The 16,026-nt window shown below is 66.1% G+C and carries 13 protein-coding genes; 4 read left to right on the top strand and 9 right to left on the bottom strand.

All coding sequences use genetic code 11. From position 1 onward, the window contains the following. The first annotated feature begins 116 nt into the window (after window positions 1–116). On the top strand, window positions 117–452 hold the full coding sequence (locus tag F455_RS0102200) for a hypothetical protein (RefSeq protein ID WP_018971623.1): 336 nt from the start codon (window positions 117–119) through the stop codon (window positions 450–452). 131 nt (window positions 453–583) lie between these two features. Here F455_RS0102200 and F455_RS0102195 read toward each other — a convergent pair whose 3' ends face one another. The 4 genes from F455_RS0102195 to aceE form a co-directional block, all read right to left on the bottom strand. Further along, window positions 584–2,125 (bottom strand): glycosyltransferase family 2 protein, encoded by a 1,542-nt coding sequence (locus F455_RS0102195; RefSeq protein WP_018971622.1) that lies wholly within the window; start codon window positions 2,123–2,125, stop codon window positions 584–586. A gap of 90 nt (window positions 2,126–2,215) precedes the next feature. Beyond that, window positions 2,216–2,680 (bottom strand): DUF1203 domain-containing protein, encoded by a 465-nt coding sequence (locus F455_RS0102190; RefSeq protein ID WP_018971621.1) that lies wholly within the window; start codon window positions 2,678–2,680, stop codon window positions 2,216–2,218. 105 nt (window positions 2,681–2,785) lie between these two features. Continuing rightward, on the bottom strand, window positions 2,786–3,466 hold the full coding sequence (locus tag F455_RS0102185) for a class I SAM-dependent methyltransferase (protein ID WP_018971620.1): 681 nt from the start codon (window positions 3,464–3,466) through the stop codon (window positions 2,786–2,788). A gap of 4 nt (window positions 3,467–3,470) precedes the next feature. Further along, window positions 3,471–6,161 (bottom strand): pyruvate dehydrogenase (acetyl-transferring), homodimeric type, encoded by a 2,691-nt coding sequence (gene aceE / locus F455_RS0102180; protein WP_018971619.1) that lies wholly within the window; start codon window positions 6,159–6,161, stop codon window positions 3,471–3,473. A gap of 205 nt (window positions 6,162–6,366) precedes the next feature. Between aceE and F455_RS19445 the strand changes: the two genes are divergently transcribed. Continuing rightward, window positions 6,367–7,671 carry a methyltransferase domain-containing protein gene (locus F455_RS19445; RefSeq protein WP_018971618.1) on the top strand — a complete coding sequence of 435 codons (1,305 nt, stop codon included), beginning with the start codon at window positions 6,367–6,369 and terminating at the stop codon, window positions 7,669–7,671. A gap of 55 nt (window positions 7,672–7,726) precedes the next feature. Next, window positions 7,727–8,428, top strand: coding sequence for a class I SAM-dependent DNA methyltransferase (locus F455_RS19440; RefSeq protein ID WP_018971617.1), 702 nt, complete (start codon window positions 7,727–7,729; stop codon window positions 8,426–8,428). Window positions 8,429–8,468: 40 nt separating this feature from the next. Here F455_RS19440 and F455_RS0102165 read toward each other — a convergent pair whose 3' ends face one another. From F455_RS0102165 to F455_RS0102150, 4 genes are all read right to left on the bottom strand, one after another. Further along, window positions 8,469–8,873 (bottom strand): cupin domain-containing protein, encoded by a 405-nt coding sequence (locus F455_RS0102165; RefSeq protein ID WP_018971616.1) that lies wholly within the window; start codon window positions 8,871–8,873, stop codon window positions 8,469–8,471. Between the two features lie 46 nt (window positions 8,874–8,919). Continuing rightward, entirely contained in the window at window positions 8,920–11,238 is a 2,319-nt protein-coding gene (locus tag F455_RS0102160; protein WP_018971615.1) for an NADP-dependent malic enzyme, read from the bottom strand. A gap of 95 nt (window positions 11,239–11,333) precedes the next feature. Continuing rightward, complete coding sequence (locus F455_RS0102155; RefSeq protein WP_018971614.1) at window positions 11,334–12,077, bottom strand: 2OG-Fe dioxygenase family protein; 744 nt, start codon at window positions 12,075–12,077, stop codon at window positions 11,334–11,336. Between the two features lie 128 nt (window positions 12,078–12,205). Further along, window positions 12,206–12,952 (bottom strand): DUF937 domain-containing protein, encoded by a 747-nt coding sequence (locus tag F455_RS0102150; RefSeq protein WP_018971613.1) that lies wholly within the window; start codon window positions 12,950–12,952, stop codon window positions 12,206–12,208. A 195-nt stretch (window positions 12,953–13,147) separates the two neighbouring features. Between F455_RS0102150 and rocF the strand changes: the two genes are divergently transcribed. Further along, the gene (gene rocF, locus F455_RS0102145; RefSeq protein ID WP_018971612.1) at window positions 13,148–14,068 is read left to right on the top strand and encodes an arginase; all 921 of its coding nucleotides are present in this window, start codon (window positions 13,148–13,150) and stop codon (window positions 14,066–14,068) included. Window positions 14,069–14,118: 50 nt separating this feature from the next. Here rocF and F455_RS19435 read toward each other — a convergent pair whose 3' ends face one another. After that, window positions 14,119–15,987 (bottom strand): DEAD/DEAH box helicase, encoded by a 1,869-nt coding sequence (locus F455_RS19435; protein WP_018971611.1) that lies wholly within the window; start codon window positions 15,985–15,987, stop codon window positions 14,119–14,121. Between the last annotated feature and the right edge of the window lie 39 nt (window positions 15,988–16,026).

Here is a 16,026-nt window from a genome sequence, read left to right as displayed (position 1 = left end):
ATTGATCGGAAAAGGATTTTCGTGATGGCACGATTGCTGCTTCTCCGTTGAGGCTAGACACTGGCGCGGGCCCGGAGGGCATGCGACCATTCCCCTCCTGCAAGATGAGTATTCCGATGAACCGCACGCACCCACGCTACGTCGTTCTCGCCGCCTTGCTCGCTTTTCTTGGCGCCGGCCTGTATTCCGAAGCCGGGCACTGCTGCGATGCCGACGGAGTCGGCACGGCCAAGGCCGTTGCCTCGCCACTGCCGGCGACGGTGACGCCTGCGGCACCACAAGTCGTTGCGCCCGTGGTCAGACCCGAGGTTGCCTCGGCTCAGCCTGCAGTGACCGCAGGTTCTTCGGCACCGAACGACGACGCCGGCAACAATCTCGGCGAAGGCAGCCCGGTCGGCACGCACAAACGCGGCTTGCGCTGGCAATCGTTCCTGCCCGGCGTCATCAAGTAGGCGCTTTCGCGCGCCTCGCGCGAAAGCTTCAACGCGTCCGCGCGCCTCGCGCGAAAGCTTCAACACGTCCGCGCGCCTCGCGCGAAAGCTTCAACACGTCCGCGCGCCTCGCGCGAAACAGATCAATACCGTCACAAAGTCGGAATGTCGAATTCCGCAGCGATCGTCGCGAGCCAACGGTCGCTCGCGGCGCTGCCGCGAGCGTGCACCGACTCGACCGCATAGCCGACCAGCCATTCGCGCAGGCGCGTTTCGACGCGCGCTAGCGCGGCGGCGTCGTGGCCGAGTTCGACCGAATCCTGAGCATGGAACGTGGCGCCTTCGAGCCGGTACAGGCCGACGCGGTCGCCGTCGTTGCGCAGCAGAAAGCATTCCTGGTTGCGCGACAAGGTCGCGAGCAGCTTGGCCGTGCCCGCGTCCTGTGGGTCGGCGGCGAGCAGCAGGCGCGGCTTCGGCGGCTGCTTCGCGTAAGTCGTGTCGCCTTCGGCGTAGATGCGGCGCACGCGCCAGTCGAGTACACGCCGCTCGAAACTCCACAGCGTCGCGCCGACTTCGTCCTCGTAGCCGGGGTAGCGCTCGCGCAGCACGGCCATGCCCTGCACGCCGAGCGCGGCGCGGCGTTCGTCGCCGAAGCTCGCGCTGCGCTCGTGATGCACGAGCACGTTGCCGGCGATGATGTTTCGATAACCGGCGCGTTCGCCACGTTGGCAGAAGTCGTTCTCCTCGCCGTAGCCTTGCGGGAACGCGGCCTCGTCCATCGGCCCGATGCGCGCGAGCAGCACGCGCTTGACGTACATGCAGAAGCCGTTGCCGGTCGGCAGTTGCGGATAGCGCGTGCCGGCCTGCTGCAGCACGGCGCGTTGCGCCTGGGCGAGTGTCCAGCGTGCGGGGATCGGGCAATGCCGTTCCAGCTCGGGCACGCTGAACGCTCCGGCGTTGTCGGATACGGCAGTGACCGTGCCGATGTCGTCGGAACCGTAGGCGGCAATCTTCAGCGCGGCCAGCCAGCGCGGGCCGACCTCGGTATCGCTGTTGAGCAGGACGACATCGTCACCGCCGGCGAGGCGCATGCCGATGTTGACGCTGCCGGTGTAGCCGCGGTTGCGCTCGTTGCGATGGACATGCACCTGCCGGTGCTTCGCGGCGTCGTCGAGGATGGGCGCGATGCGCGCATCGGTGCTCGCATCGTCAATCAGGATCAGCCGCGCGTTCGGCGAATGGCGCAGCACCGAGGCGATGCAGCTTTGTACACTTTGTGGCGAATTGTAGATGGGGACGATGACGCTGACGCCGGGCAATTCGGCCAGCGCTGCGGCGGGCAGGCGCGGCGTGCCGGCGAGCGCCGCAAGGCCGCGCACTGGCGTCGGCGTCGACGCGACCGGCAGTGCCGCAGGTAAGCCGAGCCGAACCTCCCAGCCTGGCAGCAGATCGAGCGCCGGCTCGGCCCCGGTTACGGCCAAGCCGAAACGCAGTTCGTCGTGGCCGCTCGGTGACCACGGAAACTCGAATTCAAATTCGCGTTCACCGGCAGCGTCCGCGGCGAAGCGCGCGAAGGCGACGCCGTCGAGCGTCAGCTCGGTCGCCGGCAACCCGGCGAGATCGCCGGCGATGCGCCAGCGCAGTGCATTGCCGTTCCAGCCGAGCCACTCCGCGCGCCACTGCGCTGCTTCCATCGCCCACCCTGCTGCCCGAAAGACCGTACAAGCATAACGGACTTGGGAGCGCGTGGCGTACCCACGCGGCGCTCGCGGCAGAACCGCTTCTCAGGCGCGTTCGATGCGTGCGGCGTAGCAGCCGGGCCGCGCGATATGTGCATGCAGGTACGCGGTGCGCGGGTCGGCGAGTTGGTGCGCGATCGCCGCTTCGAGTTCGCGGCCTTCGACGACGTCGGCCGAAGTCATCATGCCGTCGCCGTCGAAGCCACGCAGCGAGAGCAGGCGCCGACGCAGCATGTCGGGCACCGTGTCGATGGCATCGAAGCGGACCTCGCCTTCGCGTACGTAGATCGCATGGCGTGAACGGTAAGGCGAGGCGACGGCGAGGTGCTCGTAGTTGACGAGGATGACCTCGTCGCCGATCTTCGCATCGGTCAGGCTGATGCGGCACGGATAGCCATGATCTTCGTCGACGCTGCGCCGCACGGCACAGCGCTGCGCGAGCTCGGCGTCGGGCAAAGCGAACAGATCGGCGAACGGTCCGGCCGGGAGGCCGAGGATGCGGAAATGCATGGCTGTTACTCGAAGAGTGGGTTCGGGCGCAGTTTGCCGCGCCGGCGTCGCATGCGAACTCCGCTTCTTGCGCGCGAACTCGACCTTCGAGCAATCGTCGCCTGCTTAAATCCTTTCGCCGACGATCAGCCAGTTGTTGAACGGCAGGCGTCCGCTCAGCGGCGCGAAGCTCGCGCTCAGACCGCAACGCGCCAACAGTCCTTCGAGTCCCGCGCGTGTCGGATAGCGCTTCGGTGCGCTGTTCATCCAGCCGATCCGGCGCGAGAACACGTCCATCGCGCGGGTGAAGCGCGTGCGTGCGTCGGCATCGTCGAGGCCGCTGCGGATCACCAGGCGTGCGCCCGGCGCGATGCAGGCGGCCGCACTTGCGACCAGTTCGCTCGCCGCCTGCGGCGACAGGTATTGCAGTACATCGAGCAAGGCGACGCTGCCGCGGTGGACGGGAAGGGTTTCGCACGCGAGATCGACGCAAGCGAAGCGGACATCACCCAAGTCAGCACGTTCGGCCGCCGCGCGCGCGGCGGCGATCTTGTTCGCGTCGTTGTCGATGCCGGCATAGCTGCCGGCAAAACCGCGCGCACGCAGCGTGTGCGCGAGCAGACCGATACCGCAGCCGAGATCGAGCAGCGGTGCCGTGGTCTCGTGCAACGTCTCGCCGACGGCCGCATACAGCGGGTCGATGGCAAGCTTGCAGCGCGCGTACCAATAGTGCGGGCGCTGCGGAAGATAGGCTGTGGCGATTCGGCGGGGATGTGTGGACTTCACGCCATCCCCGGGCGTTTCCATCTGTTCACACCGTCAGCGGATTCGGCTTGTCCGCGTCGATCTTCCAGGTCTTGATCGCGCGCGCGACGTCCTTGGCGCTCATCTTGCCTTCGGCGGCGAGTGCGGCGATCGCCGCCTGGGCGATGTAGTAACGGTCGACCTCGAAGAAGCGGCGCAGGTTCTCGCGCGAGTCGCTGCGGCCATAGCCGTCGCATCCGAGCGAGGTATACTTTTTCCCGTCGGGAATGAAGGCGCGGATCATGTCGGCGTACTCGCGCACGTAGTCGGTCGCGGCGACGGCGGGGCCGGCGCGGTCGGCGAGACACTGCGTCACGTACGCTTGGCGCGGCTTGTCCTCAGGATGCAGGCGATTCCAGCGCTCGGCGTCATAGCCGTCGCGGCGCAGTTCGGAGAAGCTCGGGCAGCTCCAGATGTCGGCGGTCACGCCGAATTCCTTCTCGAGCAGTTCGGCCGCGGCGATCGCCTCGCGCAGGATTGTGCCGCTGCCGAGCAGTTGCACGCGCGGCTCGTTCTTCTTCGGCTTGCCGGCATCCTTGAACAGGTACATGCCCTTGATGATGCCTTCCTCCGCGCCCTTCGGCAGATCCGGGTGCGGGTAGTTCTCGTTCATTACGGTGACGTAGTAGTAGACGTCTTCCTGCTCCTGCATCATGCGGCGCACGCCGTCCTGCATGACCACGGCGATTTCGTAGGAGAACGTCGGGTCGTAGGCCTTGCAGTTCGGGATGTTGGCGGCGAACAGGTGGCTGTGGCCATCCTCGTGCTGCAGGCCTTCGCCGTTGAGCGTGGTGCGGCCCGCGGTGCCGCCGACGAGGAAACCGCGCGCGCGCATGTCGCCCGCGGCCCAGGCCAGATCGCCGATGCGCTGGAAGCCGAACATCGAGTAGTAGATGTAGAACGGCAACATCGGCACGTTCGATACCGAATAGCTCGTCGCCGCGGCGATCCACGCACTCATCGCGCCGGGCTCGCTGATGCCTTCCTGTAGCACCTGGCCCTTGATGTCTTCACGGTAGTACATGAGCTGGTCGGCGTCCTGCGGGCGATACTTCTGCCCGAACGGCGCATAGATGCCGATCTGGCGGAACATGCCTTCCATGCCGAACGTGCGCGCCTCGTCGGCGACGATCGGCACGATGCGCTGGCCGAGGCCCTTGTCGCGCAGCAGTAGGTTGATGCCGCGCACGAACGCCATCGTCGTCGAGATTTCGCGGTCGCCCGTGCCTTTGGTGATCTGCTCGAACGCGGACAGGGCCGGCGCCTCGAACGAGGTGCTCTTGCGCCGGCGCTGCGGCAGGAAGCCGCCGAGCGCAGCGCGGCGCTCGAGCATGTACTTCACTTCCGGCGAATCTTTGCCCGGATGGTAGTAGGGGACCTGATCGACCTTGTCGTCCGGAATCGGAATGCGGAAGCGGTCGCGGAACGCACGCACGGCCTCGTTGTCGAGCTTCTTCTGCTGATGGGTCGGATTGAGCGATTCACCCGACGCGCCCATGCCGTAGCCCTTCACCGTCTTGGCCAGGATCACGGTCGGCATGCCCTGGGTGTTGACCGCTTCGTGATAGGCCGCGTAGACCTTGTGTGGATCGTGGCCGCCGCGGTTGAGGCGCCAGATGTCGTCGTCGGAGAGGCTGCGCACCATTTCGGCCGTCTCCGGATACTTGCCGAAGAAGTGCTCGCGCGTGTACGCGCCGCCGAAGGCCTTGCACGCCTGGTATTCGCCGTCGACCGTTTCCATCATCAGCTTGCGCAGCACGCCCTTGGTGTCGCGCGCGAGGAGCGGATCCCAATAGCTGCCCCAGACCAGCTTGAGCACGTTCCAGCCCGCGCCGCGGAATACGCCTTCGAGTTCCTGGATGATCTTGCCGTTGCCGCGCACCGGGCCGTCGAGACGCTGCAGGTTGCAGTTGAGCACGAAGATCAGGTTGTCGAGCTTTTCGCGGCCGGCAAGCGAGATCGCGCCGAGCGTCTCCGGCTCATCCGATTCGCCGTCGCCGATGAAGCACCACACCTTGCGATCGCTCTTCGGAATCAGCCCGCGGTTTTCCAGGTAGCGCATCACGTGCGCCTGATAAATCGCCTGCAGCGGACCCAGACCCATCGACACGGTCGGCGCCTGCCAGTAGTCCGGCATCAGCCACGGATGCGGATACGAGGACAGGCCGCGGCCCTTGCCCGCGACTTCCATGCGGAACAGGTCCATCTGATCCTCGCCGATGCGGCCTTCGAGGAACGAGCGCGCGTACACGCCCGGGCTCGCATGGCCCTGATGGAAAACGAGATCGCCCGGATGGTCCTCGCTCGGTGCGCGCCAGAAATGGTTGAAGCCGACGTCGACCAGGGTCGCGCTCGAGGCGAAGCTGGCGATGTGGCCGCCGAGATCGCCCGGCTTGCGGTTCGCGCGCACGACCATCGCCATCGCGTTCCAGCGCACGAGGCAGCGGATCTTCCACTCCATCTCGGCGTCGCCCGGGCTCTTCGCTTCCAGATGCGGCGGGATCGTGTTGATGTATTCGGTCGTCGGCTGGAACGGCAGGTGGCCGCCGGCGCGTCGCGTCGCGTCGACCATCTTTTCGAGCAGGAAGTGCGCGCGTTCGGGGCCGTCGCTGCCGATCACCGCGTCGAGCGATTCGGTCCACTCGCGGGTTTCGGTGGGGTCGATGTCCTGGTTGAGGATGTCGTCGAGTTTGTTCATGGTCTTTCCCTCCGCGAGTGCCCCGTCGAGCGCTGATTGATTGTTTGGCCGCTGCACGCAAGTCTAACCGACCGCGCTTGTCGTGACACCTGCGGAAACTGGAAAAAACTTGGCGTCGCGGCACGCCGGGCGGTATGGTTCCGGGCATGATCCCTGCCTGTCCGTGTCATCGCTGCATCGACCGCTGTCCACGTGAGCTTGATCGATGAGCGCGCCCGCTGCCGACCCCATTCTTGCTCGACTCGTTGCCGTCGAAGCCTCGATCCGCGCGGGCGATCTTGCCCGTGCGGGCAGCCTGCTCGATGCGGTTCTCGCCGCTGTGCCGAACGACGTGCGCGCGAGTCTGGTCGAAGCCACGCTCGCGCGTGCGTTGAACGAGCAGCAACGCGAAATCGCGGCGCTGCGGCGTGCCGCGGCGCTGACGCCGCGCTGGGTGGTGCCGCAGCTTGAACTCGGCAGGGCGCTCGCGCGTGCGAACGCTCACGAAGACGCTGTCGAGACAGTCGACAAGGCGGTGGAACTCGCGCCGAACGATCTCGCGGTGCTCGAGGCCGCCGTCGCCGTCGCCAATCAGGCCGGCAACTATTCGAGCGCAGAGCGGCACTTGCGTGCCGCCAGCGCGCTGCGGCCGGACGCGCAGATCACACGCGCGCTTGCCGTTTGCCTATTCAACAGTGCGCGTTATGCCGACGCCGCAGCGCTGTATCGCGAACTGTTCGAACACGGCGCGCATGATCCAGTCGACCTCGCCAGCCTTGGCGAGTGCCTGATCCAATTGCATAGGTATGACGAGGCGGCCGACGCCCTTGAGCATGCGCTCGAACGGTTACCCGGCAATGCCACGATCCGCTTCAACCTCGCACTGGCGCGCGGCGAAACACCCAGCACGCAGCCCAACGAGATGACCCGGGCGCTGTTCGACGACTACTCCAAGCGCTTCGACAAGCATCTGGTCGGCGCGCTTAAGTATCGCGTTCCCAAGCGCGTGGCCGAGATGCTGCGCGAGCGACATCCCGATCTGCGCATCGACGTGCTTGATCTAGGTTGCGGCACCGGCTTGACCGGAGTCTATCTCGGCGGCGTGAAAGGCAGTCTGGTCGGCGTCGACCTGTCCGCAGGCATGATCGAGCAGGCGCGGCGGCACGCGATCTACACTCGCTTTGTCCATGATGATCTGCGCGCAGAGCTGCAAAGATCCGCGGCGGATTCGTACGACTGCGTGATCGCCAACGACGTGTTCATCTATGTCGGCGACATCGTGGAGATCGTCGCAGACTGTTTCCGGGTTCTGCGCCGCGGCGGCCAGTTGATCTTCTCCTGCGAGACCGCGGTCGACGACGGGCGCGGTTTCGTGTTGCGCCCGAGCAAGCGTTATGCGCATTCACGCGCCTACATCGAGCGGCTGTGCCGCGAGGCGGGTTGTGCGCAACTCGCTTTCGAAGACATCGACCTGCGCCAGGAAAAGCAGACGGCGATTCCCGGTTTCATCGCCGTCGCGGAGTGTGGCTGACCAGCCATCCATCGGCTTATTTCGCGGAGCATCGGCGTGATACATTCGCCGCCGCATGACCGGCCAAGCCGACCACTCCGACGAGGACGTTCGACGATTTCGTGAGGCCGTGGCGCGCGGCGAGACGCCGCGCGCGCAGCCGGCCGCGCTCGTTGCCGAGTTGTTCGACGGCCTTGCCGAGCGCTTCGAGAAGCATCTGGTCGGACGCCTGCAATATCGTGTGCCGCATCGCGTCGCCGACATCGTGCTCGGCCGCCATCCGCAGCGCAGGCTCGACCTGCTCGATCTCGGTTGCGGCACCGGTTTGCTCGGCCTCTGCCTTGGTCGTCTCGACGGCGAGTTGGTCGGCGTCGATCTCTCGGCGCGGATGCTCGATCAAGCGGTGCCGCTGGGACTCTACGCCGAACTGCGCCAGGGCGATGCGCTCGCAGAATTGCGTGACACGCAGGCGGCGCGCTACGACTGCATCGCCGCTTGTGACGTGTTCATCTACGTCGGCGACTTGTCCGATCTCATCCCGGCCGCTTTTCGCGCCCTGCGCCCGGGTGGGATGCTGATCTTTTCCTGCGAGGAAACGCGTGCCGACGAAGGCGCGCTGCGGCTGCGCGCGAGTGGGCGTTACGCGCACTCGCGCGCATCGATCGCAAGTCTGTGCCGCGAGGCAGGCTTTGCCGATTGCACATTCGAGGACATCGTGCTGCGCCTCGAGGCGGACAGCCCGATTGCAGGTTATATCGCCACTGCCGAAAAGCGCTGAGCGTTGCCTTTGCGCTCGACCCGATAGATGTCAGCAGAAATCACTTGACCGGCGTGGTCAGCGGTTTGCCTTTCTCGGCTACGAACACGACCGCGATCCTTGCCGGCACGCTGCCCTTGTTGGTCGCCTGATGCACCGCGCCCGCCGGCACGTGGAACACGTCGCCGGCCTTGAGTGTGACCGTCGGTTTGCCGGCGACTTCCTGCACGACTTCGCCTTCGAGAATGAACGCAAACACGTCGGCTGGATGGGTGTGATAACCCTCGGCTACGCCGGGCGGGATTTCAACGCGCACCATCAGGCCTTCGTGGCCAGCGATGCTCAGGTCGTCCTTGAGCAGGATCTGGCGCTGGACTTTCGGCGCGTCATCCGCGTGCAGCGCCGGCACGATGCAGGTCAGCATGAGCGCGGCGGCGATCGTTGCGATTTTGTGTTTGCAGTTCATGGCGTCTTTCTCCGGAAGAAATCGATGACTGCACCGGGAATGCCGGTTATGCCAGTTTTCCCGACTGTGCGTTTTCGAGCTGCGCGCGGATCTGCGCTTCGACGCAGGCCACCGCGGTCATGTTGACCACGCGGCGCACGGTCGAGACCGGCGTGAGGATGTGCGCGGGTTTGGAGATGCCCATGAGGATCGGTCCGATCGCCACGCCCTCGGTCATGTGACGCACGAGGTTGTAGGCGATGTTCGCTGCGTCCATGTTCGGGCAAACGAAGACATTGGCCATGCCGGTCAGGGTCGACTCGGGGAAGATGCGCGCGCGCACCGCTTCGTTGAGCGCCGTATCGGCCTGCATCTCGCCGTCGATCTCGAGGGTCGGATCGGCGGCACGCACGAGCTCCAACACCTTGCGCATCTTCAGCGAACTTGGTGTCGCGTAGCCGCCGAAGTTGGAGTGGGACAACAGGGCCACGCGCGGTTTGATGCCGAACATCTTCAGGCGCAGCACACCCTGCAGCGTCGCTTCGGCCAATTGCTCCGCCGTCGGATCCGGTTGCACGTGCGTGTCGATGAAGAAGAATGCGCCGCGGTCGTTCTGCACGCCGGTCATTGCCGCCGGCGCGCAGACATTCGGGTCCAGCGGCAACACGTTGCGGATGTAGTTGAGCTTGGACTGGTAGGTGCCGACAAGGCCGGTGATCATGCCGTCGGCCTCGCCGCGCGCAACCATGATCGCCGCGATCAGGGTGACGCGCGTGCGGATCATCGCCTTGGCCAGCGCCGGCGTCGTGCCGCGGCGCGCATTGAGCTTGTGGTAGTAGTTCCAGTATTCGTCGTAGCGCGGATCGTCGTCGACGTTGGTCAGCTCGAAGTGCTCGCCCGCACGGATGCGCAAGCCGAGGCGCTTGATGCGTTTTTCGATCACCGCGGGGCGGCCGATCAGGATCGGTTTTGCGAGGCCCTCGTCGACGATCACCTGTACCGCGCGCAGCACCGTGTCTTCCTCGCCCTCGGCGAAGGCGATGCGTTTGATGTCGGCGCGCGCGCGCTCGAACAGCGGCTTCATCAGCGTCGTCGTGCGGAACACGAATTGCGAGAGTTTCTCGGTGTAGGCGCGCAGGTCGGTGATCGGCTGCGTCGCCACGCCCGACTCCATCGCCGCGCGCGCTACCGCCGGCGCAACCGAGACGAGCAGGCGCGGATCGAACGGCTGCGGGATCAGGTATTCGGGGCCGAAGGTCAGGTGCGCATCGCCGAGGCCGTAGGCGCGCTCGGCCACGTCGGAGGTCTCGCGCCGCGCGAGTTCGGCAATCGCATGCACGCTCGCCACTTCCATCTGCGCGTTGATCGTCGTCGCGCCGACGTCGAGCGCGCCGCGGAAGATGTACGGGAAGCACAGCGCGTTGTTGACCTGGTTCGGATAGTCCGAGCGTCCGGTCGCGATGATCGCGTCGGGGCGCACTTCCTTGGCCAGTTCCGGCAGGATCTCCGGCGTCGGATTTGCGAGCGCGAGGATGACCGGCTGGCCGGCCATCGTCTTGACCATGTCCTGGGTCAGCACGCCGCCCGCGGAGACGCCGAGAAAGATGTCGGCGCCGTTGACGATGTCGCCGAGCGTGCGCGCGCTCGTCTCGCGCGCATAGCGCTCGAGCTCGCCGCACAGCCCGGGCCGACCCTGGTAGAGCACGCCGTCCTTGTCGTTGACCAGGATGTTCTCCGGCTTCACGCCGAGGCGCACGAGCATGTCGAGGCAGGCGATGCCGGCCGCGCCCGCGCCCGAGGCGGCGAGCCTCACCTCGCCGATCTTCTTGCCGATGATGTGCAGCGCGTTGATCACGGCGACGCCAACTATGATCGCGGTGCCGTGCTGGTCATCGTGGAACACCGGAATCTTCACGCGCTCGCGCAGCTTGCGCTCGACCTCGAAGCATTCCGGCGCCTTGATGTCCTCGAGATTGATGCCGCCGAAAGTCGGCTCCAGTGCGGCGATGATATCGACCAGCTTGTCCGGATCGCGCTCGTCGATCTCAATGTCGAACACGTCGATGCCGGCGAACTTCTGGAACAGCACACCCTTGCCTTCCATGACGGGCTTGGCTGCGAGCGGGCCGATCGCGCCGAGGCCGAGCACCGCGGTGCCGTTCGTGATCACGGCGACGAGGTTGCCGCGCGCGGTGACCCTGGACGCTTCGGAAGGATCGGCAACGATCGCTTCGCAGGCTGCCGCGACACCGGGAGAATAGGCCAACGACAGGTCGCGCTGCGTCACCATCGGCTTGGTCGGCGAGACCTTGATCTTGCCGTACGGCAGTGCGCGGTGATAGTCGAGGGCGGCTTGCTTGAGATCGTTGGCTTTGTTCGACGACATGCGGTCTTTCCCGGGAGCGATGCCTTGCGCACCGCTTCGTTGCTGAGTTTCGCGGGACTATAGCACGGCCTGCTTTTGCTTCCCTTTCAGTCCTTTCAGGAACGCTGCGCGCGCTTGAACGTCACCACGAGCACGTCGCGATGCGCGGGCTGCGCCGGGTCGAGAGGCTCGACTGGGGTGACACCGTGGAACACGCGTGCGTCGTCGACCAGCGCCGCATCGAGCGGCTTGGTCAGAGTGAAACTGCCGAGCAGTTCGCGCGTGCCCGCGAGGTGGATCGTCGTCGTGCCGCTGGCGATGTTGACGCGGTCGACGAGCAGCACGAGGACGTAGTCGACGCCGTCGCGATGCACGCCTTCGGGCGTCGGTTGGCCGGGTTCGTCGGGGCGCGCTTCGATGCGGAACTGGTGGACTTCGCTGCGCCAGCTTTTCACTTCGGGCGCGAGCGTACCGAAAAGAGCAAGAGATAAACGCAGGGTCGTTTGCAGGCTGGCGCCTGAAACGATGGAGTTTTCCAGCGGTTCGAACCAGCGTTCGATACCGCCTTGCAGCGCGTTGTACTCGCGGCTCTGCCAGTGCGGCTGGTGCGCTTCGCGCACGATCGCGCCATCGCGCTCGATACGGAACACCGCATGTCGGCGGCGGCGATAGCGGCCAAAGTCGGCGAGATAGGTGTCGAGTGCGAGGTCGTTCCAGCTTGCCGCGAACGCGGGCCAGTCGTCGAGCGTGCCGACCGTATCGAGCAACTCGCGCATGCGCGCATGCGCGACGAACGCGTAGCCGTCGCGGCGCAGCGCGGCGGACAATTCATCGACGGCATCGGCAGGTGCGCGGGTCATGGCGAAACCCTAGCAGAATCGTCACGCGGTTCCAGAGCCACTTCGACGGAACCGATTCGCCGCGATCGTTTCGCGCAAACGAAAGACGGGCGCCGTGCGCCCGTCCTTTCCCCGCAGCGAACGCAGGCTCAGACCTGACGCCGGCCGCCGAGCGCGCCCATCAAGCCGCCGGCCGCGGCCATCATTTCGGACAGATCGATGTGGCCGTCGCCGTTGTGGTCGAGCACGGCGTTGAGCAGGCCGCCGGTGACGCCGCCTTGCTGCTGCGTCGTCTGCGTCTGCTGGGCGAGCACGCTGCCGAGGCCGCCGGGCGAAAGTCCCTGGCTGCGCGTCTGGTTGGCAAGCACGCTCATCACGATCGGCGCGAGGATCGCCATCAACTGTCCCGCGCCCTGCGTACCGAGGCCGGTGGTCTGGCCGAGGCCCTGATTCGCCGCGTTGACGTTGTTGCCGAAGACATGGCCGAGAATCGCGCCGCCGATACCCGGATCGATGCCGCCGCCGGCTTGTTGGCCCCCGCCGCCGAGCACGCTGCCGAGGATCGAGCCGAGTCCGCCGCCGCCTTGCTGGCCACCGCCAAGTACGCTGCCGAGGATGGAACCGAGTCCGCCACCGCCGGCCTGTCCCGCGCTACCGCCGAGCATGCTGCCGAGGATGTCGCCGACGTTGCCGCCGGCGTGATTGCTCAATGCGTTGTGCAGCGCATCGGCGCCTTCGGGCGTGCTCGCGTTCTTCGCCATGCCGCCGACGATCAGCGGCAGCGCCTGCTCGATCGCGGCCTGTGCCGTGGCAGGATCGGTGCCGAGCTGATTGGCGATCGCGCCGATCTGGTTGCTGTCGAGGTGGCCAAGGATGTTGTCGATCAAACCGCTCATGGTTTCGGCTCCTGACGAGTGGACAAAACGACGGTTTTGCCAGAAGGCAGACACCGTCATGTTTCGTTCCGAGCATAGCACGCAAGCGCCAAAGAACATGCGACGGCGGACCGAAGTAAAATGTGCTCGCGTCCCGCCATCCGTCGCGGCGACCGCCCCGTTTCCAGCTGTGCCGGGGCCAGCCGGATTCACTGTATGCAGAACTTCACCCCCGTTTCCTTGATCGGCGCACCAACCGATATCGGCGCCGGTCATCGCGGCGCGTCGATGGGCCCCGAGGCGCTGCGCGTCGCCGGCATCGCCGAGGCCCTGCGCAAGCGCGGACTCGACGTGATCGACCGCGGCAACGTCGCCGGTCCGTTCAATCCATGGCAGCCGCCGCGCGCGGGCTATCGCCATCTGCCGGAAGTCGTCGAATGGAACCGCGCGGTGATGCAGGCGGTTGCGGCGGAGCTCGCAATCGACCGCCTGCCGATTCTGCTCGGCGGCGATCATTGCCTCGCGATCGGCACGATCGGTGCGGTCGCACGCCACTGCCGCGAGAACAGCAGGAAGCTGCGCGTGCTCTGGCTCGACGCCCACGCCGACTTCAACACCTCGGCGATCACGCCGTCGGGCAACATCCACGGCATGCCCGTGTCCTGCCTGTGCGGCTACGGTCCGCATGAGCTGACCACGCTCGCCGGCGCGGCGCCGATGCTAGACAAGGACGCGATCCGCCAAATCGGCATCCGTTCGGTCGATGCGGGCGAGAAGAAACTCGTGCACGACGTCGGCCTCGACATCTACGACATGCGCTACATCGACGAGATCGGCATCAAGCGCGCGATGGAGGAAGCGCTCGACGGCGTCGATGCGAAGACGCACATCCACGTCAGCTTCGACGTCGACTTCCTCGATCCGGCGATCGCCCCTGGTGTCGGCACGCGCGTGCGCGGCGGCCCGGACTATCGCGAGGCGCAACTCGTCATGGAGATGATCGCCGACACCGGACGCCTCGGTTCGCTCGACATCGTCGAATTGAATCCCGCGTTCGACAAGCGCAACCAGACCGGCAAGCTCGCTGTCGATCTTGTCGAAAGCCTGTTCGGCAAATCGACGTTGATGCGCGGTTGAGAGCGCTCTTTGTCGTCATTCCCGCGAAAGCAGGAGTGACGAGCGAAAAATCAAAACCGCTTCTTCCTCGGCGGCTTGTTCCCCGCATGATGCGCGTGCGGACTGGCGGGCTCCGGCTTCCCCGTATCGCGGCTGATCCGCAGCCGCTGCCCGGCCACCCAGACTTTCTTCAGGTGGGCGAGCAATTCCGCCGGCATGCCCTCGGGCAGGTCGATCAGGCTGTGATCGTCGCGGATATCGATGCGGCCGATGTGTTTCGAGTCGAGCCCGGCTTCGTTCGCGATCGCGCCGACGAGGTTGTTCGGCTTGACGCCGTGCGTGTGACCGACTTCGACGCGGAAGGTTTCCATGCCGTGTTCCTGCGCGCGTTCGCGTGGCCTTTCGCGCGGCGCGTCGTTACGCGGCTTGCGCGCGGGTTTTTCATGTTCGTCGTGGTGTTTGGCCGGCTTCGCCGCCTTGTCGAATTCGCTCTTGCCCGGCGATGCGGCGAACGGCGTGCGTTCCTCGCGGCGTGGGCGCGGTTTGTGTGCCGGCGCGTCCTTGGCGGGATATTCGCGCTGGGGAAATTCGCGCGGCTCGAATTTCGGCTTTGCATCGAGCAACAGCGACTTGTCGCCCTGGGCGAGGCGCGCGAGCGCGGAGGCGATCTCGATCGCCGGCACGTTGTGCTCGCGTTCGTAGGCTTCGATGACGTTGCGGAACACGGCGAGGCCGTCGGCGGCGAGCGCGCTGGTGATGCGGTCCTTGAACTTGCCCACGCGCGCCTCGTTGACCGTCTCGACCGACGGCAGCTGCATCGGCTCGATCGTCTGCCGCGTCGCGCGCTCGATCGCGCGCAGCATGCCGCGCTCGCGCGGCGCGACGAACAGGATCGCCTCGCCGCTACGGCCTGCGCGGCCGGTGCGGCCGATGCGGTGCACGTAAGGCTCAGTGTCGTTCGGGATGTCGTAGTTGAGCACATGGCTGATGCGCTCGACGTCGAGTCCGCGCGCGGCGACGTCGGTGGCGACGAGGATATCGATCTTGCCGTCCTTGAGCTGCTGGATCGTACGCTCGCGCTGCGCCTGGACGATGTCGCCGTTGATCGCCGCGGCGCTGAAACCGCGCGCCTGCAGGCGTTCGGCGAGTTCCTCGGTGGCCTGCTTGGTGCGTGCGAACACGATCATCGCGTCGAACGGCTCGGCTTCGAGGATGCGCGTCAGCGCATCCAGTTTCTGCACGCCGCTGACCAGCCAGTAGCGCTGGCGGATGTTCGCCGCGGTCGTCGTTTTCGACGCGATCTTCACCTCGACCGGATCGCGCAGGTAGGTTTGCGCGATGCGCTTGATCTGGCTCGGCATCGTCGCCGAGAACAGCGCGATTTGGCGCGTCGGCGGCGTTTTCTTCAGCACCGCTTCGACGTCGTCGATGAAACCCATGCGCAGCATTTCGTCGGCCTCGTCGAGCACGAGCGTGGTCAGCTGCGACAGATCGAGCGAGCCACGCTCGAGGTGATCGATCACGCGCCCCGGCGTGCCGACGACGACGTGCGCGCCGCGGCGCAGGCCGCTGAGCTGTGGGCCATAGGCCTGGCCGCCGTAGATCGGCAGCACGTGGAAACCCGGCAGGTGCTGCGCGTAGCGCTGCAGCGCTTCGGCGACCTGAATCGCGAGTTCGCGCGTCGGCGCGAGGATCAGCGCCTGCGGCTTGCTCTTGTGCAGATCGAGGCGCTGCAGGATCGGCAGCGCGAACGCGGCGGTCTTGCCCGTGCCGGTCTGCGCCTGGCCGAGCACGTCACGGCCTTCGATCAGGGGCGGAATCGTCGCCGCCTGGATCGGCGAGGGTGATTCGTAGCCGAGGCTGGTGAGGACCTTGAGCAGTTCCTCGCGCAGACCGAGGTCGCGGAAGGTAGTGGTGGGTGCGGTGGAAGAATCGGACATGGCGGCTCGCTGGGGTCGCCGCGCACGAAGGCGATGCGA

This window comes from Rudaea cellulosilytica DSM 22992 (genome assembly GCF_000378125.1).
GTDB classification, from domain to species: Bacteria; Pseudomonadota; Gammaproteobacteria; order Xanthomonadales; family Rhodanobacteraceae; genus Rudaea; species Rudaea cellulosilytica.
Note: the sequence above shows the minus strand (reverse complement) of the source record. Positions and strands in the feature narration are given on the sequence as shown.